The following is a 19,945-nucleotide window of genomic DNA, read 5'->3' on the forward strand; positions in this document are numbered from 1 at the left end:
GCTCAGCGTGTTTCGGCGAGGAGCGGCGCCGCGCCCTGCGGCCGCGGCACCACTGGCACGATGACCACGCCGGGCGCGGCCGAGGGGGCGGCCGGCTGCGGCTGCGGCGCCTCGGGCGCGGGCTGCTCCACCCACACGGGAGGCTCGGCCGGCGCGTTGGCGCGCGGCGCGACTTCCTGCAGCGGAATGAGCGGCGCCTCGATGATCTCGGGGCGCTCCTCCTGCGGCGGGGCGCTGGCCGCGGGCGCGGGTGCGCGCGGCAGGTCGGGCTGCGGCGCGGGCGGCGCCCCTGCCGGGCCGGCCTGCTCGCCCGTGGGCCGGCCGAACAGGTCGTAGACCCAGTTGCGCAGCGTGCCCGTGGCCGAGGCGATCCAGGAGCTTTCCTCCTCGTCGACGAAGCGCTCGCGCGCGTCGATGATCTTGCCGCGCAGGGCCTGGCGGAACACGTCGCCCACGATGGGCAGCGCGCTGTGCGCGCCCTGCCCCCAGTAGTCGCTGCGCAGCGTGATGCGCCCGTCGTTGAAGCCGGCCCAGGCGCCGGCCACGAGCTGCGGGTGCATGAGGATGAACCAGCCGTCGGTGTTGTCCTGCGTGGTGCCGGTCTTGCCGGCCACGTCGGCCGTGATGCCGTAGCGGCTGCGTACGGCCGCGCCCGTGCCCTTGTCCACCACGCCGCGCATGGCGTCGCGCAGCTCCTGTGCGGCCGTGAGGCCCAGCGCGCGCTCGGGCGATGCAGGCTTGAACGCTTCGAGCAGCTTGCCGTTCTTGTCCTCGATGCGCGTGATCACCTGGGGCGCCATGTAGCGCCCGCCATTGGCGATGGTGCCGTAGGCGGCCACCATTTCCTTGAGGGTGACCGGGCTCGTGCCCAGCGCCAGCGCGGGCACGGCCTCCAGCTTGGATTCGCGCACGCCCATGGCGCGCGCGAGCTGCGCCACGCGCTCGGGCCCCACCTGCTGCATGAGCTGGGCGGTGATGGTGTTCTTGGAGTACGCCAGGCCGTCGCGCAGCTGCATGGGCTCCTCGCTGGGTGGCGTGCGGCCGTCCGTGGGGCGCCAGACCCGCCTGCCGCCCAGGGGGATTTCCACGGCCGTGTCCATGAGCTCGTCCGTGGGCAGCATGCCCTTGGCGAAGGCCGCGCCATAGACGAAGGGCTTGAAGGTGGAGCCGGGCTGGCGCCTGGCGGCCTGCACGTGGTCGAACGGGTCCACGCCGTAGTCGCGGCTGCCCACCCAGGCCAGCACCGCGCCGTTCCTGGGGTCCAGCGCCATGAAGCCGGCCTGCACGCGGGTCTTGGCCTGGCGCAGGCTGCGCAGGAAGCCGGCGTCGTCGAGCAGGCGCCTGGCCGCCTCCTCGGGCGCGGCGCCGGCGGCCACGGCCTTTTCGTACTGGGGCGATTCGCGCACCAGCTGCTGCACCAGGGGGCTCTTGGCGCCCCACGCGCCGCGCGGCGCCCAGGCGGCGTCGGCCACGCCCTGCAGCTGCCGGCCCTGGCGCTGCACGGCCTGGTTGGCGATCTCCTGCAGGCGTCCGTCGATGGTGGTGTGGATCACCAGCCCGTCGGAATACAGGCTGTAGCCGTTGCGGTCCGCCCAGTCGATAAGCTGGCGCCGCAGCTGCTGCGCCAGGTGCGGCGCCAGGCCCGCCACCTCGTTCTGGCGCTCGAAGCGGATGCGCAGCGGGCGCTTGACCAGCTTGTCGTATTCGGCCGCGGAGAGCTTGCCGCGCTTCTTCATCTGCGCGAGCACCGTGTTGCGCCGGGCCTGGGCGCGCTCGGGGTTGAGCACGGGGTTGTAGTAGGCCGTGCCCTTGAGCATGCCGATGAGCGTGGCGCTCTCGAGCACCGTGAGCTTGTCGGCGGATTTGTCGAAATAGGTGCGCGCCGCCATCTCTATGCCGTAGGCGTTGTAGAGGAAGGGCACGGTGTTCAGGTAGGTTTCCAGGATCTCGTCCTTGGAGTACAGCCACTCGATCTTGAGCGCGGTGATCGCCTCCTTGATCTTGCGCGTGAGCGTGGGCGCGCGGCCGATGTCCTCGGGGTAGAGGTTGCGCGCGAGCTGCTGGGTGATGGTGGAGCCGCCCTGCTTGTCGCCGCCCAGCGTGCGCACCAGGGCCGACGCCGTGCGCTGCCAGTCCAGGCCGAAGTGGTCGTAGAAGCGGTGGTCCTCGGTGGCGATCAGGGCATCGACCACCGGCTGGGCGATCGTGGCCAGCGGCACCCACTCGCGGTTCACCCAGCGGTATTCGGCCAGCAGGCGCCCGTCGGCGGACAGCAGTTGCGCGGGCTGGTCGCTCTTGGCCTTGCGGATGTCGCTGATGGCGGGCGTGAACGGGATCAGCGCCAGCACGTACAGGAAGACGGCCAGCGCCAGCGCGGCCAGCAGCCACAGCAGGCCATGCGCGGATGCCCAGCGCTCGGGCCGGCGCGCCAGGCGTGCCAGACGCGGCCACAGCAGGGCCCAGCGCGCGCGCAGGGAGGCGGGAAACGTCATGAATGTCTACAGTGAAAATGGCCTCCAGCGCTTGTGCAGCAAGCACTGGCAGCTATGGAATTGGAAGCTTTCATCCCTGGAGGCCGGACGGCATGGGCCATGGGTGGCACCAGGGGCCGGGCGGAGGAAAGGCCTGCTTTATACCGCCAATCATTTGAAATCAACGGGTTACCGGTTTTTCCAGGCGTTCAGCCCATGAACTGCCGCAGCTGCGGCAGGCTGTCGCGGGCGGCGCGGCGGCCCTCTTCGATGGCCTCCTTCGCGCGGTGGAAGTCCAGCTGGCCCAGGTGCGCCAGGCGCGGCGCGACCACCATCTCGGGCGGGTCGCCCGCCATGCGGCTGCGCGTGATGCGCATCTGCATGATGTTCACGCTGGTCATCATCACGTCCAGCATGGAGGGCTGCCTGGGCGCGGGCGCCTTGCCGTCCGTGCCGGCCCAGAACTTCAGGCGGCGCATCCAGTCGCCGTTGCGCGCCGGCTCGGGCTCGGGCAGCGGCGCGCCGTCCTCCGGCTCGTCGGCATCGGGCGCGCGCACCACGGCCAGCGGGTGCATGTGGCGGTGCAGGATGTCGGCGTTCAGGTCCACGCCGATGACGATGTCGGCCCCCATGGCGCGCGCGAGCGACGTGGGCACGGGATTGACGAGGCCGCCATCGACCAGCAGCCGCCCGTCGGCGCGCACCACCGGCGTGAACAGGCCCGGCAGCGCGATGGAGGCGCGCACCGCGTCGGCGATCGAGCCCTCGCGCAGCCAGACCTCGGCGCCCGAGTGCAGGTCGGTGGCCACGGCGCCGAAGGGCAGCGGCGAGTCCTCGATGGTGAAGTCGGCGAAGTTGCGGCGCCAGAAGGCGATGAGCTTCTCGCCCTTGAGCATGCCGCCCGCGAGGTTGAAGTCCATGAAGCCGAACACGTCGCGCATGCCCAGGCCCTGCACCCATTCGCCGAAGCGCTCCAGCTCCCCTGCCGCATAGGCCGCGCCCACGAGCGCGCCGATGGAGGAGCCGCACACCACGTCGGGCCGGATGCCCTCCTCCTGCAGCACCTGCAGCACGCCGATGTGCGCCCAGCCGCGCGCCGAGCCGCTGCCCAGCGCCAGGCCGAGGCGGGGTGCGCGGCGCGCCAGTGCCATGGCTCAGCCCTCGCCCCGCAGCAGCGCGCGCAGGCCGTCCTCGTCGAGCACGGGGATGTCCAGCGCCTGGGCCTTCTCCAGCTTGCTGCCCGCCTCGGCCCCGGCGACCACATAGTGGGTCTTCTTGCTGACCGAGCCCGCCACCTTCGCTCCGGCAGCTTCGAGCATGTCCTTGGCCTCGTCGCGGCTCAGCGTGGGGAGCGTGCCGGTCAGCACGATGGTCTTGCCCGCGAGCGGCAGCGTGGCGCCCGCCGCGGGCTCGCCCTCTTCCCAGGCGACGCCGCACTCGCGCAGCTGCCCGACCACCTCACGGTTGTGCGGCTGGGCGAAGAAGGTGTGGATGCTTTCCGCCACCACGGGGCCCACGTCGTTGACCTGCAGCAGCTGATCGACGCCCGCGTCCATGATGGCGTCGAGCGCGCCGAAGTGCCGCGCGAGGTCCTTGGCCGTGGCCTCGCCCACGTGGCGTATCCCCAGGCCGAACAGGAAGCGCGGCAGCGTGGTTTGCTTTGATTTTTGTAGCGCATCGAGCACGTTCTGCGCGGACCTCTCGGCCATGCGGTCCAGGCCCGCCAGGGTGGACAGCTCCAGCCGGAACAGGTCGGGCAGCGTGCGGATCACGTGGCCGTCGACGAGCTGGTCCACGAGCTTCTCGCCCAGGCCCTCGATGTCCATCGCGCGGCGCTGGGCGAAGTGCAGCACGGCCTGCTTGCGCTGCGCGGGGCAGAACAGGCCGCCCGAGCAGCGGTGGTTGACCTCGCCCGGCTCGCGCACCACGCTGCTCCCGCAGATCGGGCACTGCGCTGGCATGCGGAAGTTAGGTACGTAGGATGCACGCGGCGCGGGCACCACGCCCACCACCTCGGGAATCACGTCGCCCGCGCGGCGCACGATGACCTGGTCGCCCACGCGCACGCGCTTGCGGCGCAGCTCGAACAGGTTGTGCAGCGTGGCGTTGGTGACGGTGACGCCGCCCACGAACACGGGCGCCAGGCGCGCCACGGGCGTGAGCTTGCCCGTGCGGCCCACCTGCACGTCGATGCCCTCCACGCGCGTCATCATCTCCTGCGCCGGATACTTGTGCGCCACGGCCCAGCGCGGCTCGCGCGTCACGAAGCCAAGCTGCCTTTGCAGCGCCAGGCTGTTGACCTTGTAGACCACGCCGTCGATGTCGTAGGGCAGCTGGTCGCGCTCTGCGCCGACCTGCTGGTGGAATGCGATGAGTCCGGGAGCACCCAGCGCGATCCGCACCTGCGCCGCGACCGGAAAACCCCATGCCTTCAGGCGCTGCAGCAGCTCGTAGTGCGTGGCGAACTCCGGCCCGCCTTCCACCTCGCCCAGGCCGTAGGCGAAGAACGAGAGCGGGCGCTGCGCGGCGATGCCCGAATCGAGCTGGCGCACGGCGCCGGCCGCGGCGTTGCGCGGGTTCACGAAGGTCTTGTCGCCCTTCTCGCGCTGGCGCTCGTTGAGCTGCTCGAAGTCCGCGCGGCGCATGTAGACCTCGCCGCGCACCTCCAGCACGGGCGGCGCGGTTTCGCCGCCGGGCCGCCCCAAGGCGAAACGCGCCCCCTCGGGGGGCAGCGAGGACGCGTCAGCGCCGAGCGTGGGGGCGCTCAACTGCAGCGTGAGGGGGATCTGGCGGATGGTGCGGATGTTGTGCGTCACGTCCTCGCCCACCTCGCCGTCGCCGCGCGTGGCGGCCTGCACGAGGCGGCCGCGTTCGTAGCGCAGGCTCATCGCCAGGCCGTCGAACTTGGGCTCGGCCACGTATTCGACGGGCGGGTCCTCGGGGGCGAGCTTGAGCTCGCGGCGGATGCGCGCGTCGAACGCCTCGGCGCCGCTGGCCTCGGTGTCGGTCTCGGTGCGGATCGAGAGCATGGCCACGCGGTGCCGCACGGACGCGAGGCCGTTCATCACCGCGCCGATCACGCGCTGCGTGGGCGAGTCGGGCGTGACGAGGCCGGGGTACGCGCCCTCCAGCGCCTGCAGCTGCTGGAACACGCGGTCGTACTCGGCATCGGGCACGCTGGGCTCGTCCAGCACGTAGTACTCGTGCGCCCACTGGTTGAGCCGGGTGCGCAGCGCTTCTACTTTGCTAGCTACCAGCGCAGGCACAGCGGGCGCTGGAGCCGAAAAAAGCTCAGGTTGTTCCGTCATGCGGCTAGGGCCTAACTGAACAGGCGCCGCGCGAGCGCCGAGCCGGCCGAGAGCTCGCGGCTGTCGAGCTTGTCGTAGAGCAGCTCCAGGTCGGCGGCGATGGGCTCCATGGTCATGGCGGGCAGCGGCGTGCCGTTCTGGTCGCACAGCACGCCATCCATGGCCTGGCACAGGGCGGCGGCGACCTCGCGCAGGCGCTTGAAGGGCTGCTCGCCGCGGTGCACCTGGGCCACGTCCAGGCTCAGCAGGATGTCGCGCACGGCGGACTGCTCGGGGTCGTCGGACATGGCGGCCTGCGCGTCGTAGGTCAGCGTCAGCATGGGCGGCAGCCCGGCGCCGCTGGCCGGCAGCACCAGGCGCCCCGGTATGGCGCCGGCCACCAGCCCCAGGCGCGCGGCGTTCTGCTGCACGTAGCCGGGGCTCCATGCCGCCTGGCGCGCGCGCAGCATGAAGGCGAGTTGCGCGTCATGGTCGCTGGCGAACTGGTCGAGCTCGCGCGCGCGTGCCACCTCCTGCAGCATGTCGGGGAAGTCGGGCGTGGCGTTGATGGCGTCCGCGAAGCCCTGGGTCTTCATCACGAACTCGGAAAACTCGATCTCGTTGAGCGCGCCCAGGCGGTTGGCCAGCTGCACTCCGGCCTGGAAGTGCAGGTAGCGCTGGCCCGGCTGGGGCGTTTCCCACTGCTGGGCGGCCTCGTTGAAGCCCTCGATGGCGAAGGGCTTGCTGCCGGCGCGGCGCGTGGGCGGCATGGCGGCGAGGGCCGCGTCGCCCGAAACCTGCTGCTCGGCCACGATGGGGGCGATGGCGTCGATCAGCGGGTCCAGCCCGCTGCGGCGCTCGGCGGGCGGCACGGGCAGGTCGATCGCGTCGCCCGGGTCCACGGCATGGCCTTCGAAGTGGGGCTCGGGGCCGGCCGCGGCGGGGCTGCCCAGGCCGGCGCCGTCGAACGCGGGCTCCTGGCGCACCGCGGGCTCCTGCGCGCCTTCGCCCTCGGGCGGGCGGGCGCGCTTGGGCGCGTTGCGATAGGTGGTCCAGGCGTTGTAGGCGACGACGGCGACGAGTACTAGCGCGCCGGCGAGGATGAGTCCGAGTTGGAAGTTGCTCATGATGGGATTTTCAAGCCTCTGCCATCGACAGGGCGGACTCCATGTCCACCGCCACGATGCGCGAGACGCCCTGCTCCTGCATGGTCACGCCGATCAGTTGCTCGGCCATTTCCATGGCGATCTTGTTGTGGCTGATGAATAGGAACTGCGTGCCCTTGGACATGCTGGTGACCAGCTTGGCATAGCGCTCGGTGTTGGCGTCGTCCAGCGGCGCGTCCACCTCGTCGAGCAGGCAGAACGGCGCGGGGTTGAGCTGGAAGATGGCGAACACGAGGGCGATGGCCGTGAGCGCCTTCTCGCCGCCCGAGAGCAGGTGGATGGTCTGGTTCTTCTTGCCCGGCGGCTGGGCCATGACCTGCACGCCGGAGTCGAGAATCTCGTCGCCCGTCATGATCAGGCGCGCCTGGCCGCCGCCGAACAGCTCGGGGAACATGCGCCCGAAATGGTCGTTGACGGTCTCGAAGGTGCCCGACAGCAGGGTGCGCGTCTCGCCGTCGATCTTGCGGATCGCGTCCTCCAGCGTGGTCATGGCGAGCTGCAGGTCCTCGGTCTGCGCGTCGAGGAAGGTCTTGCGCTCGCGCGCGAGGGTCAGCTCGTCGAGCGCCGCCAGGTTCACGGCGCCCAGGGCGGCGATCTCGCGGTGCAGGCGGTCGATCTCGCCCGAGAGGCCCGCGGCGCGCACGCCGCCCTCCTCGATCGAGCGGGCCACCGCCGCGAGGTCGGCCTGCGCGTCCTGCAGCAGCTGGCTGTACTGCTCCAGCCCCAGGCGCGCGGCCTGCTCCTTGAGCTGGAATTCCGTGATGCGCGCGCGCAGCGGGTCGAGCTGGCGTTCGTGCTGCATGCGCCGCTCGTCGCTGGCGCGCAGCCGGGCCGTGAGCTCGTCGTACTGGCTGCGCTGCGCGCCGAGCTGCTTTTCGCGCTCCATCTTCAGCTCCAGCGCCTGCTGCAGCCCGCCCTGGGCCGCGGCGTCGGACAGCCGCGCGAGCTCGTCCTGCGCGCGCTGGCGCTCGTCGTGCAGCGTGCGGGCCTGCGTGGCCGCCGTGTCCACGGTGCGCGCGAGCTCGGCGCGGCGCGCCTGCAGGCTGCGGTGGGAGAACTGGGCCTCCTGCACGCGCCGCTCCAGCTGGCGCTGCTGCTCGCGGCATTCGGCCAGGCGCCGCTCGGCCTCGATCACGCGGTCACCCAGCTGGGCGTGGCGCTCCTGGCTGTCGGCGAGCTGCATGTCGAGCTCCTCGAAACGCGCCTCCGATGCCACGCGGCGCTCCTGCAGGTCGGCGAGCTGCGCCTCGACCTCGGCCAGGTCGGCGCCGATCTGCTCGCTGCGCGCGCGGGTCTGCTCGGCCAGCTGGGCCAGGCGCAGGGTCTCCACCTGCAGCTCGTGCGCGCGGCCCTGGGCCTCGGTGGCCTCGCGGCGCGCGGCGACGAGGCGCTGCGAGGCGTCGGCGTACGCGGCCTCGGCGCGCACCAGGGCCGTGCGCGCCTCCTCGGCGATCAGGGCCTGGGCGCGCAGCTCTTTCTCCAGGTGCTCGATCTCCTGCGCGCGCGCGAGCAGGCCCGACTGCTCCGAGTCCTGCGCGTAGAAGCTCAGGCTGTGCGCGCCCACGGCGTGGCCGCCGGCCACGTAGAAGGCCTCGCCCGGCTGCAGCTGCGCGCGCTGGGCCAGCGCCTCGTCGAGCGACGGCGCGGTGTAGCAGCCCTGCAGCCAGTCCACGAGCACGGCGCGCAGGCCCGCGTCGTGCACGCGCAGCAGGTCGGACAGGCGTGGCTGGCGCGCGCTCGCGTCGGGCGCGGGGGCGGCCGGCGCGCTGTAGAAGGCCAGGCGTGCGGGCGGCGCGTCCTGCCCGCCCGCGCCGAGAAAGCCGCGCACCATGTCCAGCCGGCCCACGGGCAGCGCGGACAGGCGCTCGCGCAGCGCGGCCTCCAGCGCGTTCTCCCAGCCGGGCTCGATGTGGATGCGGCTCCACAGGCCCTGCAGCCCGTCCAGCCCATGCCTGGCGAGCCAGGGCTGGAGCTTGCCATCCACTTTCACCTTTTCCTGCAGCGCCTTGAGCGCCTCCAGGCGCGCCGACAGGTCGGCCTGGCGCGCGGTCTCCTGGTTCACGGCCTGCTGGCGCGCGCGGCGCTCCTCGTCGAGCTGGGGCACGCTGTCCTGCAGCTCGGCCAGGCGCGCCTCGGCCATCTCGGCGGCTTCCTGCGCCTCGTCCCATTGCTGGCGCAGCTGGGCCAGGCGCGCCTCGTCGGGCGCGGCCAGCGCGTTCCTGTCGGCGCGCAGGCGCTCGAAGCGCGCGTCGAGCTGGCGGCTTTGCTCGTCCAGGCTGCGCTGCTCGGCGGCCAGCACCTGGATCTGCTGCTGGACCTGCACCACGGCGGCGCGCTGCTCCTCGCTGCGCTGCTGGCTCTGGCGCAGGGCGTCCTCCAGCTCGGGAAGCTGGGCGGCCTGTTCCTCCACCTGGGCGGCGAGCAGCTCGGCCTGCTCCTCGGCATTCATGCCCGCGCCTTCGAGGGTTTCCAGCTCGGCCTCGGCCTCCTCCTTGCGCGCGGACCAGTCCTGGATCTGCGCGGCCAGCTGCACCAGGCGCTGCTCCACGCGCTGGCGGCCCTCGACCACGTAGCGGATCTCGGCCTCCAGCTTGCCCACTTCGGCCGTGGCCTCGTACAGCTTGCCCTGGGCCTGGTTGACCTGGTCGCCGGCCTCGTAGTGCGCCTGGCGTATGGTCTCCAGGTCCGCCTCCACGCTGCGCAGGTCGGCCATGCGCGATTCCAGGTCGTTCACGGCCTGCAGGCCCTCGGTGCGCACGCGGGCCTGCTCGGCCTCGGCGTCGGCGCGCTTCAAGTACCACAGCTGGTGCTGCTTGAGCGTCACGTCCTGCTGCAGGGCGTTGTATTTGGCCGCCACCTCGGCCTGCTTCTCCAGCTTCTCGAGGTTGGCGTTGAGCTCGCGCAGGATGTCCTCCACGCGCGTGAGGTTCTCGCGCGTGTCGGCCAGGCGGTTCTCGGTCTCGCGCCGACGCTCCTTGTACTTGGAGACGCCCGCGGCTTCCTCCAGGAACAGGCGCAGCTCCTCGGGGCGGCTCTCGATGATGCGGCTGATCGTGCCCTGGCCGATGATGGCGTAGGCGCGCGGGCCCAGGCCCGTGCCCAGGAACACGTCCTGCACGTCGCGCCGGCGCACCGGCTGGTTGTTGATGTAGTAGCTGCTCGTGCCGTCGCGCGTGAGCACGCGCTTGACGGCGATCTCGGTGAACTGGTTCCACTGGCCGCCGGCGCGGTGGTCGGCGTTGTCGAAGATCAGCTCCACGCTGGCGCGGCTGGCGGGCTTGCGGCTCGTGGTGCCGTTGAAGATCACGTCCTGCATGGACTCGCCGCGCAGCTCGCTGGCCTTGGACTCGCCCAGCACCCAGCGCACGGCGTCCATGATGTTGGACTTGCCGCAGCCGTTGGGGCCCACCACGCCCACCAGCTGGCCCGGAAGCATGAAGTTGGTGGGCTCGGCGAACGACTTGAAGCCGGCGAGTTTGATCGAGTTGAGACGCACGAATTACTGTAACACCGCGCCGCTGGCGTACCCGGCGGTTCAAAGGGTGGATGTTAACTGAGCCGATGGCGCCGCTGCGCGGCATGCGCATGCCCGCCCGCCCCTGCCCCACAGCGATCTGACCCGTGACTGTCGGTTTTCTTTACACCGCGGCGGCCATCACGCTTGCCTCCCGGGCCAAGCCATTGAATCGAATACGCTTTTTATTTTGGCATGGATCATGCTTGTAACTGCACATACATACATGAACCCCGGAGGGCCCCACCATGAAACTCAAGAAAGCTCTGCAAGCCGTCGCCCTGTGCTGTGGCCTGGCGGGAGTCGGCAGCGCCAATGCCTCGGTCATGCTTTTCGACAACGCAGGGGACATCAGCTCCATCCTGTATTCGACGACCTACCAGGGCGCCACGCTGTCCGCGACGGTGCAGTTCACCCTCACCTCGCTGACCGCCACGCAAGCGGTCTTCGGGGTGCAGATCTCGAACGACTCCTCCGGCCCGGGGAATAACCGGCTGACGTCGTTCGGGATCGACATCGTGAGCCCCACATTGATATCCGCCGCAGCCAACGGAGGCTGGGGGGCTTCGCGGAACGTCAACTTCCCGTCCTTCCAATCGGTGGACCTGTGCCTCTGGGATGGGAACAACTGCTCCGGCGGTGGCAACCAGGGCGTTGGCGAAGGGTTGATCGAGTCCTTCACCCTGACGCTGGGCACCTCGGGGAACTTCCTCACGAACGGGATCGAGTTCACGAGCCCCTACAGCGTGAAGTTCCAAAGCGTTGGCACCGGTGGCGGGTCGCGTGAATTCGCGGGCTGCATCGTGGGCACGGCCGGTTGCGGCGGCTCGCAGGTTCCCGAGCCCGCCTCGCTCGCGCTGGTGGGCCTGGGCCTGCTCGGTGCCGGGCTGGCACGCCGCCGCAAGGCTTGAGACAGCGGGCGATTTGCTCGCCCTGCCCCCCGCAAGAAGCGCCCGCCGGGCGCTTCTTCGTTTTTGGGCAGCCCGCCGTGCATTTATGGCAAAAAATGCCTCCAGCGCCCATCCAGCAAGCGGCGGCAGCTATGGATTGAAGAGCGAGAAACTCAGCCGCGCGGCGCGAACGCGATGATGGCCATGCCGCACAGCGTGACGGCCACGCCCAGCCAGTCCCAGGGGCCGGGGCGTATGCCGTCCACGGCCCACAGCCAGGCCAGCGCCACGGCCACGTAGACGCCGCCGTAGGCCGCGTACACGCGGCCCGCCGCCGCCGGGTGCAGCGTGAGCAGCCAGGCGAACAGCGCCAGGCTGGCGGCGGCCGGCAGCAGCAGCCAGGCGCTGCGCCCCTGGCGCAGCCACAGCCAGGGCAGGTAGCAGCCCACGATTTCCGCCAGGGCCGTGGCGAAGAAAAGGCCGAGGGTCGCGAGCGCCTGCATATGCCAGGGAATATTCAGGCGGTGGCGCCGGCGCTGGCGGCATGTTCGAGCACCAGGTCCTCGAAGGCCAGCCCGGGCAGCGGCCGGCTCAGCAGATAGCCCTGCCAGGCGTGGCAGCCGCTGCGTTCCAGGAAGACGCGCTGTGCCTCGGTTTCCACGCCCTCGGCCACGACCTGCAGGCCCAGGCTGGTGCCCAGCGCGACGATGGTGCGCGCGATGGCGGCGTCGTTGGGGTCGGTGAGCACGTCGCGCACGAAGCTCTGGTCGATCTTGAGCTCATGCAGCGGCAGGCGCTTCAGGTAGGCCAGCGAGGAATAGCCCGTGCCGAAGTCGTCCAGCGAGAAGCCCACGCCATAGCCGCGCAGTTGCACCATCTTGGCGACGGTGTCCTCCACGTCCTGCAGCAGCAGGCCCTCGGTCAGCTCCAGCCGCAGCCGGCGCGCGTCGGCCCCGGTACCGGCCAGCGCCTCCAGCACCTCGGGCACGAAGCTCGCCTCGTGGAACTGGCGCGGACTCACGTTGACGGCCACCGACAGCTGGCCCAGCACCGGATGGCTGCTCCACAGTGCCAGCCGCTCGCAGGCCGCGTGCATCACCCACTGCCCCAGGCGCAGGATGAGCCCGGACTGCTCGGCCAGGGGGATGAATTCCGACGGCGGGATGTAGCCCTTGGCCGGATGCTTCCAGCGCAGCAGGGCCTCGGCGCCCGTGATGCGCCCGCGAACCATCTTGGGCTGGTAGAACAGTTCGAACTCGCCGGCCTCCAGGCCGGAGCGCATGTCCGCCTCCAGCGCCACGCGCGCCGTCATCTGGGCCTGCACCTGCGGGTCGAAGAAACGCAGGGCGTCGCGGCCCGCGGCCTTGGCCTCGTACATGGCCATGTCGCTGCGCTTGAGCAGCTCGTCGGCCGATTCGCGCAGGCCCTGGAAGATGGTGATGCCCACGCTCAGCGTGGTGTGGCGCGGCTCGCCGGCGCCGATCGCGAAGGGCTCGCGCATGGCGTCCAGGATCTGCAGGCCCATGGCCTCGGCATGGGTCGCGGCCTCCTGCGGGCTGCCCCCCAGGTCCTTGAGCACGACGACGAACTCGTCGCCGCCATGGCGCGCCAGCGTGTCGTCCTCGGGTATGCAGCCGCGCAGCCGCAGGGCCACGGCGTGCAGCAGGCGGTCGCCCATGTCGTGGCCCTGGGTCTCGTTGATGTGCTTGAAGTTGTCCAGGTCCAGCATCAGCACCGCGCCGCACAGCTGGTGGCGCGCGCTCACCGCCAGGGCCTGCTGCAGGCGGTCGAGCAGCAGGCGCCGGTTGGGCAGCCCGGTGAGCGGGTCGTTGTAGGCCAGGTAGCGCACCTCTTCCTCGGCCTGCCTGCGCTGGCTCTGGTCCACCATGGTCACGATATGGCTGTCTTCGAGCATCACGCCCGATATCTCCACGGTGCGCGGCAGCCCCGCCTTGGAGGTGATCCGGCACTCCACCGGACGGATGGAGCCATCCGCAGCGTGCCGCGCCGCCGCGCAGGCGGCCTTCCATGCCTCGCGCGCCTGCTGGCGCTCGGCGGCGTCGGGCATGACCAGGCGCCACCAGCTGTCCACGTCGGGCGCCTCCTGCGCGCCATAGCCGCAGATCTGCACGTGGCGGTCGTTGCGGAACACGATGGCCCTGTCCCGCACCAGGTTCACCCCCACGGGCATGTGGTTGAGGATGCCGAGCAGGCGCTGCTCGCTGTCGCTCAGGGCCTGCTCCATCTGCTTGCGCTCGCCGATGTCCTGCACCACGGCCAGGTGGCTGTCGGGCCTGCCCGCCAGGCACAGGCGCGAAACCATGAGCTCCGCCCACACGATCTCCCCGTCCTTGCGGTGGTAGCGCTTTTCCATGCGAAATTCACTGATCTCGCCCGAGCGCATGCGCTCCATGAAGGCCAGGCCCGCGTCCAGGTCCCGCCGGTCGCTGATGTCCTGGAAGCGCAGCTGCTGCAGTTCGGCCTCGGTGTAGCCCAGCAGGTCGCAGAGCTTGCGGTTCACGCGCACCATGCGGTCGCTGTGCAGGTCGATCTGCGCCATGCCCACGGCGGCCTGGCTGAACACGGCGCGAAAACGCTCCTCGCTCTCGCGCAGCGCCACGCCCGCCTGCCGCACGTCGCCCAGGGCCCGGACGCGGCGCAGCACCAGCATGCTGACCATGGCCGTGAGCAGCGCCGTGACCAACAGGCCTCCCAGGCCCAGCAGCCAGGGCAGGCGTGCCTCCTGGGCCGACAGGAAGGCGCCCGTCGGCTGGAACTGCAGGCGCCAGCGCCGCCCGCCTACCTGCACCTCCTGCACGCGCTTCATGTCGGAATGGGCGGGCGTGGCCGCGGAATCGAACAGCACGGCGGCGGCGCCCGCCGCTGCGCCGACCGGGCCGATGTCGGACATGGCCAGCGCCAGCCCCTGGAGGTAGCCTTCACCGCGCAACGCCTGCACGATATCGTCCATGCGCATGCTCACGCCCACGGTGCCCAGGAAACGCGCGGCCTCGCGCCGGCCCGGCGGCGCGCCATGGGCAAACACCGGGATGCGGATGGTGATGCCGGTGCGGCGTTCGGTCTCCTGGTGCAGGTCGAAGGGCGCCGATGCCACCAGCTCGCCGCCAGCGCGCGCGCGCAGCATGGCTTCCAGGTTGTCTGGCTGCGAATGGATTTCCAGCCCCTGGACATCGGCGTTGCCCTCTTGGGGCCAGAGAAAATCGACGACATAGTATTCGGGCCGCTCCTGCCCGGGGTGGACGGCGAAGTCCCCGGGCAGGCTGCCGTCCATGTGGGCGTCGCCGCGGGCCTGCGCCTCGAAGGCGGCGCGCTGCTCCCCGGGCACTTAGCGGGTGAAGTTGATGTTCTTCACGCCGGGGTGGTTGCGCTCCAGCGACAGTTCGCTGGCCACGCGCTCGAACTCGGCGCGTCGCAACTGCGGGTCCACGGTGAGCAGGCCGCGCATGCCCTGCAGCAGATCGGTATGCGACTCCATGCGCCGCTGCAGCGCGCCGGCAAACAGGCGCGTCTCCTGCTCGAAGCGCAGTTGTGCGATGGCGTCCATGGACGCCTGCTGCTGCCGCCACAGCGCATGGCTCGCCGCGCAGCCTGCAAGTGCCACTGCCATGCCCGGTAGCCAGAGTCGGGGCGAAAAGCGTGCGGCGGTGAAAAAAGACATGGTCAAGGCAAACAACGGTGGCAGCACGCGGGCCGCACATGCGCCGTGCAGCATAGCGGCATTTGTCGGCGGTTTTTTCCGGCGAGGCTCCTACCGTGCGCAAAATCCCGGCACGGCACATGCCCGGCGGCGGCAAAGCAACATCCGGGAAAACACGGTTTGACCCATGACCAGGATCAAGGTTTCGCGAGGCAATACAGGTCCTGTCTTCAGCCCTGCTCCTCCGGCACCTGGGGGTGCGGGCGCGGCGGCTCGTGGGCCGGCAGCTGCAGGAACAGCGCCGTGGCCGCGAGCGTCAGCAGCCCCATGCAGGCGAAGGTGGCGCGAAAGGCGTTGAGCGCGTGCTGGTCGGGGCCAAAGTAGCCCTCGAAGCTCGCCAGCACCGCGCCCGCCGCCGCCACGCCCATGCCCAGGGCCAGCATCTGCACCATGGACAGCAGGCTGTTGCCGCTGCTCGCGTCCGGCCCTTCCAGGTCCTTGAGCGTGACCGTGTTCATGGCCGAGAACTGCATGGAGTTCACCGCGCCGAACAGGGCCAGCTGCGCGAGCAGCAGCGCGAACGGCGGGCTGGGCGACAGCAGGGAGAAGCTGGCGATCAGCAGCGCCAGCGCGCAGGTGTTGGCCACCAGCACCTCGCGGTAGCCCCAGCGCCGCACGATGCGGGTGACCAGGGGCTTGACGGCCATGCTGCCCAGCACCGTGGGCAGCATCATCATGCCGGCCTGCATGGGCGTGTAGCCCAGGCTGACCTGCAGCACCAGCGGAATCATGAAGGGCATGCAGGAGCTGCCCAGGCGCGAAAACAGATTGCCCAGCAGGCCCACGCGCAGCGTGCGCACCTCGAACAATCCGGGCACGAACAGCGGGTTCGGGCTGCGCAGCGCATGCAGCCAGTAGGCGGCCAGGCTGGCCAGGCCGAAGACCATCATCACCAGCGCCGACGCGCCGCGCACGCCGCCGCCGGCCATGCCCTCCACCGCCAGCGAAACGGCCGCCATGCCGAAGGCCAGAAGGCCGTAGCCCACGGCGTCGAAGCCTCGGCTGGACTGCGCCTCCCCGCCCGCCATGAAGCGCCGCGCGGCCACCAGCCCCGCCAGGCCCACCGGCACGTTGACCCAGAAGATCCAGTGCCACGAGGCGTACTCCACGATCCAGCCGCCCAGCGTGGGCCCGATCAGCGGCCCCACCAGGCCGGGAATGGCCACCAGGCTCATGGCGCCGATGAACTCCTCGCGCGGGAAGGCCCGCAGCACCGCCAGCCGCCCCACGGGCAGCAGCAGCGCGCCGCCCAGGCCCTGCACCACGCGCGCACCCGACAGCATGCCCAGCGTGGGCGCCAGCGCGCACAGCACCGAGCCGGTCACGAACAGCGCGATGGCCGACATGAACACGCGCCGCGTGCCGAAGCGGTCCGCCAGCCAGCCCGAGGCGGGAATCAGGACCGCCATGGCCAGCGAATACGCCACGATCACCGAATGCATCTGCAGCGGGCTCTCGTTGAGGTCGCGCGCCATGGCCGGCAGGGCCGTGTTGACGATGGTGGCGTCCAGCGTCTGCATGAAAAAGCCCAGGGCCACGAGCCACAACAGGGCCGGGCGCGAGGCCGGAGCGGCGGGGGCAGGCGTCATGGATTGCAAGGTGCAGAGGCGTTGAGGGCGTCCGAGTGTGCCACCGGCCCGCCCGCGGGCGGGGCTTGCGACCGAAGCGAAGGCATCAGGTCCGCACCGGGACCTGGCCCGCCGCCCCGCCCTGGCGGCGCAGCATGGCCCGGTACGCCAGCCCCAGCAGCGCGAACCACAGCGGCGTGACGGCGAGCGCCTGGCGCGTATCCGCCTCCAGGCACAGCAGGACCAGGATGGCGGCAAAGAACGCCAGGCAGGCCCAGCACATGGCCACGCCGCCCGGCATCCTGTATTTGGAGGCCGCATGCAGCCCCGGGCGCCGGCGCCGGTAGGCGATGTAGGACAGCAGGATCAGCGACCACACGAACATGAACAGGATGGCCGACACCGTGGTCACCAGCGTGAAGGCCTGCACCAGGTCGGGAACGACCCACATCAGGAAGGCGCCGGCGAGCAGGCACGCGCAGGAGAACAGCAGGCCGCGCGCAGGCACGCCGGCGCGCGACAGCCGGTGGAACGCCCGCGGCGCGTCGCCCTTGAGCGCCAGCCCGTAGAGCATGCGGCTGGTGGAGAACACCCCGCCGTTGGCCGACGACGCGGCCGACGTCAGCACCACGAAATTGACCACCCCGGCCGCGGCGGGCAGGCCGGCCAGCACGAACAGCTCGACGAAGGGGCTCTTGCCCGGCACCACGTCGCGCCAGGGCGTCACGGCCATGATGGCGATCAGCGCGCAGACGTAGAACACGATGATGCGCACCGGGATCGAGTTGATCGCGCGCGGCAGCGTGCGCTCGGGGTCCTCCGCCTCGGCCGCCGTGGTGCCCACCAGCTCGATGCCCACGAAGGCGAAGACCGCGATCTGGAAGCCCGCGAAGAAGCCCATGGCCCCATGCGGGAACATGCCGCCGTCGTTCCACAGGTTGGCCAAGCTGGCGGCGCGCCCCGCGGGCGAGACGAAGCCGCCGGCCACCATGGCCAGGCCCGTGCCCACCAGCGCGACGATGGCCACGATCTTGATCATGGCGAACCAGAACTCGATCTCGCCGAACAGCTTCACCGTCAGCAGGTTCAGGCCCAGCAGCAGGCCCACGCACAACAGGGCCGGCGCCCATTGCGGCAGGCCGGGGAACCAGAACTGGGCATAGGACGAGATGGCGATCACGTCGGCGATGCCGGTGACGATCCAGCAGAACCAGTAGGTCCACCCCGTGAAGAAGCCGGCCCAGGGCCCCAGCAGGTCGGACGCGAAGTCGATGAACGACTTGTAGCGCAGGTTGGACAGCAGCAACTCCCCCATCGCGCGCATCACGAAGAACAGCATCGTGCCGATGATCGCGTACACGAACACGATCGACGGCCCCGCCAGGCTGATCGTCTTGCCCGAGCCCATGAACAGGCCCGTGCCTATGGCGCCGCCGATGGCGATGAGCTGGATATGGCGATGGGTGAGATGGCGCTGCAGGCCAGCGTGGCCGTGCCGGTCCTGGCCCGGTGGCGGGGTTTCGTGGGTCATCGGGAAGCAGTTCCGCGGCGGAGGAGCGATAGCACATGAAAAACAACCATGCGCACAGCACCCAAATGCCTTTTGTTTATTGCCGTAAAAACATCGAGACAGCAATTAAACACCGACATGAGCCGAAAAAAGGCCCAACACCCCCACGGACGGGCAACGCCTTCCATCCCACTTGCGAGCATTTCGCCGTGGCCCGGCACCGCTTGCAAGGTAATGCCTATGGGGTGGCGCACCTCATTGAAATTCAAGCAAATCAACAATCTGCGACATTCCGGGGGGCGCCGCCGGCCATTCCCGTGGTACCCTCGCGCTCCATGTTCCGCCGGTTCTTCTTTTTGTTACTATTTTGCGCGAATGCTTACGCAGCTCCTGCGGACGAGATGGAGCGCATGCTGGCCGAACGTGGCCTGGTCGTGCAGCTGCAGGAAATGCGCCACAACGTCGCCGACCGCACCTCCGACCTGATCTCCACCGCCATGGGTTTCATCGGCGTGCCCTACCGCCGCGGCGGCAGCAGCGCGGAAACGGGGTTCGACTGCAGCGGCTTCGTGCGCACCATCTACGAGCAGGCCAAGGGCATGGTGCTGCCGCGCCGCGCCAACGAGCAGGCCGCGGCCACCGAAGTCATTGACAAGAAAGACCTGCAGCCGGGCGACCTGGTGTTCTTCAACACCATGCGCCGGGCCTTCAGCCACGTCGGCATCTACGTGGGCGATGGCAAGTTCATCCATGCCCCGCGCTCGGGCGCCAAGGTCCGCGTGGAGGACATGGGCGCGTCCTACTGGCAGCGCCGCTTCAATGGCGCCCGCCGGGTCACGCAGGACGATGCCGACGCGGCCGCCGCCGCCATCACGGCCTCGGTGCCGCGCTGACGGGCAGCGAACATCCCAGCCACCGGCCGCCCTGTCGCGGCCGGTTTTCATTGGAAAACTCCATTCAGATCTCCGCTTGTCCGACATGCGGGCGCCGCGGCCGGGCCTAGAGTGGAGCCTTCTTCCACCCCCGCCAGGGTTTCCCCATTCCTCCTGCGAAGGCATCCACCACCATGATGAATTTTCTCGGTATCGTGCTGATCGGTCTGGTCGTCGGCCTGCTGGCCCGCGCCATCAAGCCGGGCGACGACAAGCTCGGCTGGCTCATGACCATCCTGCTGGGCGTCGCCGGCTCCTTCGTCGCCACCTACGTGGGTGTCGCCATGCACTGGTACCAGCAGGGCGAGACCGCCGGCTGGATCGCCTCCGTCATCGGCGCCATCGTGCTGCTGGTGCTCTACGACCTGCTGCGCCGCAAGCCATGATCGCGCCCGGCCGGCCGGCCGGCTACTGGCTCATGAAGTCCGAGCCCGCCGAGTGCTCCATCGACGACGCCCTGGCCGCCCCGCAGGCCACCGTGCCCTGGACCGGCGTGCGCAACTACCAGGCGCGCAACTTCATGCGCGACGAGATGCGGGTAGGCGACGGCGTGCTGTTCTACCACTCCAGCTGCCCCGAGCCCGGCATCGCCGGCATCGCGCGCGTGGCCTCGGGGGTGCGCGCGGACCCCACGCAGTTCGACCCCGCATCGCCCTATTACGACCCCAAGGCCACGCCCGGCAAGCCGCGCTGGCTGCTGCTGGACGTGCAGGCGCTCCGCAAGACGCGGCTCGTCGGGCTGGCCGAGCTGCGCGCGCATCCGGCGCTCGGTGAGATGCGCGTGCTCCAGCGCGGCAACCGCCTGTCGATCACGCCGGTGCAGGCGCAGGAATGGGATGCCATCCTGCGCGACTGCCTTGCCGTGGAAGTATCAATTCGATAGCTGCCA

Annotated in this window: 12 protein-coding genes and 1 pseudogene; 4 read left to right on the forward strand and 9 right to left on the reverse strand. The window is 70.3% G+C overall.

Annotated features, from left to right (window positions below):
• Nucleotides 1–2: 2 nt before the first annotated feature.
• From ACX12L_RS10975 to smc, 5 genes are all read right to left on the reverse strand, one after another.
• Nucleotides 3–2,492 (reverse strand): penicillin-binding protein 1A, encoded by a 2,490-nt coding sequence (locus ACX12L_RS10975; RefSeq protein WP_459262584.1) that lies wholly within the window; start codon nt 2,490–2,492, stop codon nt 3–5.
• A gap of 188 nt (nt 2,493–2,680) precedes the next feature.
• A complete protein-coding gene (locus ACX12L_RS10980) occupies nt 2,681–3,622 on the reverse strand; it encodes a patatin-like phospholipase family protein (protein WP_459262585.1) in 942 nt (313 codons plus the stop codon).
• A gap of 3 nt (nt 3,623–3,625) precedes the next feature.
• On the reverse strand, nt 3,626–5,779 hold the full coding sequence (gene ligA / locus ACX12L_RS10985; protein WP_459262586.1) for an NAD-dependent DNA ligase LigA: 2,154 nt from the start codon (nt 5,777–5,779) through the stop codon (nt 3,626–3,628).
• An 11-nt stretch (nt 5,780–5,790) separates the two neighbouring features.
• A complete protein-coding gene (locus ACX12L_RS10990; RefSeq protein ID WP_459262587.1) occupies nt 5,791–6,885 on the reverse strand; it encodes a cell division protein FtsZ in 1,095 nt (364 codons plus the stop codon).
• Nucleotides 6,886–6,895: 10 nt separating this feature from the next.
• Nucleotides 6,896–10,420 (reverse strand): chromosome segregation protein SMC, encoded by a 3,525-nt coding sequence (gene smc, locus ACX12L_RS10995; protein WP_459262588.1) that lies wholly within the window; start codon nt 10,418–10,420, stop codon nt 6,896–6,898.
• A gap of 266 nt (nt 10,421–10,686) precedes the next feature.
• On the opposite strand from smc, the gene ACX12L_RS11000 reads away from it, so the two are divergent.
• Nucleotides 10,687–11,349: a cistern family PEP-CTERM protein gene (locus ACX12L_RS11000; RefSeq protein ID WP_459262589.1), complete on the forward strand. Its 663-nt coding sequence runs from the start codon at nt 10,687–10,689 to the stop codon at nt 11,347–11,349.
• Between the two features lie 152 nt (nt 11,350–11,501).
• Here the strand turns inward: ACX12L_RS11000 and ACX12L_RS11005 are convergent, their stop codons facing one another.
• From ACX12L_RS11005 to cycA, 4 genes and pseudogenes are all read right to left on the reverse strand, one after another.
• Nucleotides 11,502–11,831: a YnfA family protein gene (locus ACX12L_RS11005; RefSeq protein WP_459262590.1), complete on the reverse strand. Its 330-nt coding sequence runs from the start codon at nt 11,829–11,831 to the stop codon at nt 11,502–11,504.
• Between the two features lie 14 nt (nt 11,832–11,845).
• Nucleotides 11,846–15,007 (reverse strand): annotated as a pseudogene (locus ACX12L_RS11010) (bifunctional diguanylate cyclase/phosphodiesterase).
• 209 nt (nt 15,008–15,216) lie between these two features.
• Nucleotides 15,217–16,635 carry a multidrug transporter subunit MdtD gene (gene mdtD, locus ACX12L_RS11015; protein WP_459262591.1) on the reverse strand — a complete coding sequence of 473 codons (1,419 nt, stop codon included), beginning with the start codon at nt 16,633–16,635 and terminating at the stop codon, nt 15,217–15,219.
• Between the two features lie 85 nt (nt 16,636–16,720).
• Complete coding sequence (cycA, locus tag ACX12L_RS11020; protein ID WP_459262592.1) at nt 16,721–18,145, reverse strand: D-serine/D-alanine/glycine transporter; 1,425 nt, start codon at nt 18,143–18,145, stop codon at nt 16,721–16,723.
• 314 nt (nt 18,146–18,459) lie between these two features.
• Here cycA and ACX12L_RS11025 point away from each other — a divergent pair, with 314 nt between their 5' ends.
• The 3 genes from ACX12L_RS11025 (at nt 18,460) to ACX12L_RS11035 (ending at nt 19,939) form a co-directional block, all read left to right on the forward strand.
• Nucleotides 18,460–19,017 (forward strand): C40 family peptidase, encoded by a 558-nt coding sequence (locus ACX12L_RS11025; protein WP_459262661.1) that lies wholly within the window; start codon nt 18,460–18,462, stop codon nt 19,015–19,017.
• Between the two features lie 173 nt (nt 19,018–19,190).
• On the forward strand, nt 19,191–19,442 hold the full coding sequence (locus tag ACX12L_RS11030; protein WP_459262593.1) for a GlsB/YeaQ/YmgE family stress response membrane protein: 252 nt from the start codon (nt 19,191–19,193) through the stop codon (nt 19,440–19,442).
• Nucleotides 19,439–19,939: an EVE domain-containing protein gene (locus ACX12L_RS11035; RefSeq protein ID WP_459262594.1), complete on the forward strand. Its 501-nt coding sequence runs from the start codon at nt 19,439–19,441 to the stop codon at nt 19,937–19,939. The genes ACX12L_RS11030 and ACX12L_RS11035 overlap by 4 nt, the downstream gene beginning before the upstream one ends.
• Nucleotides 19,940–19,945 lie beyond the last annotated feature (6 nt).

This window comes from Alicycliphilus sp. T452 (assembly GCF_054512775.1).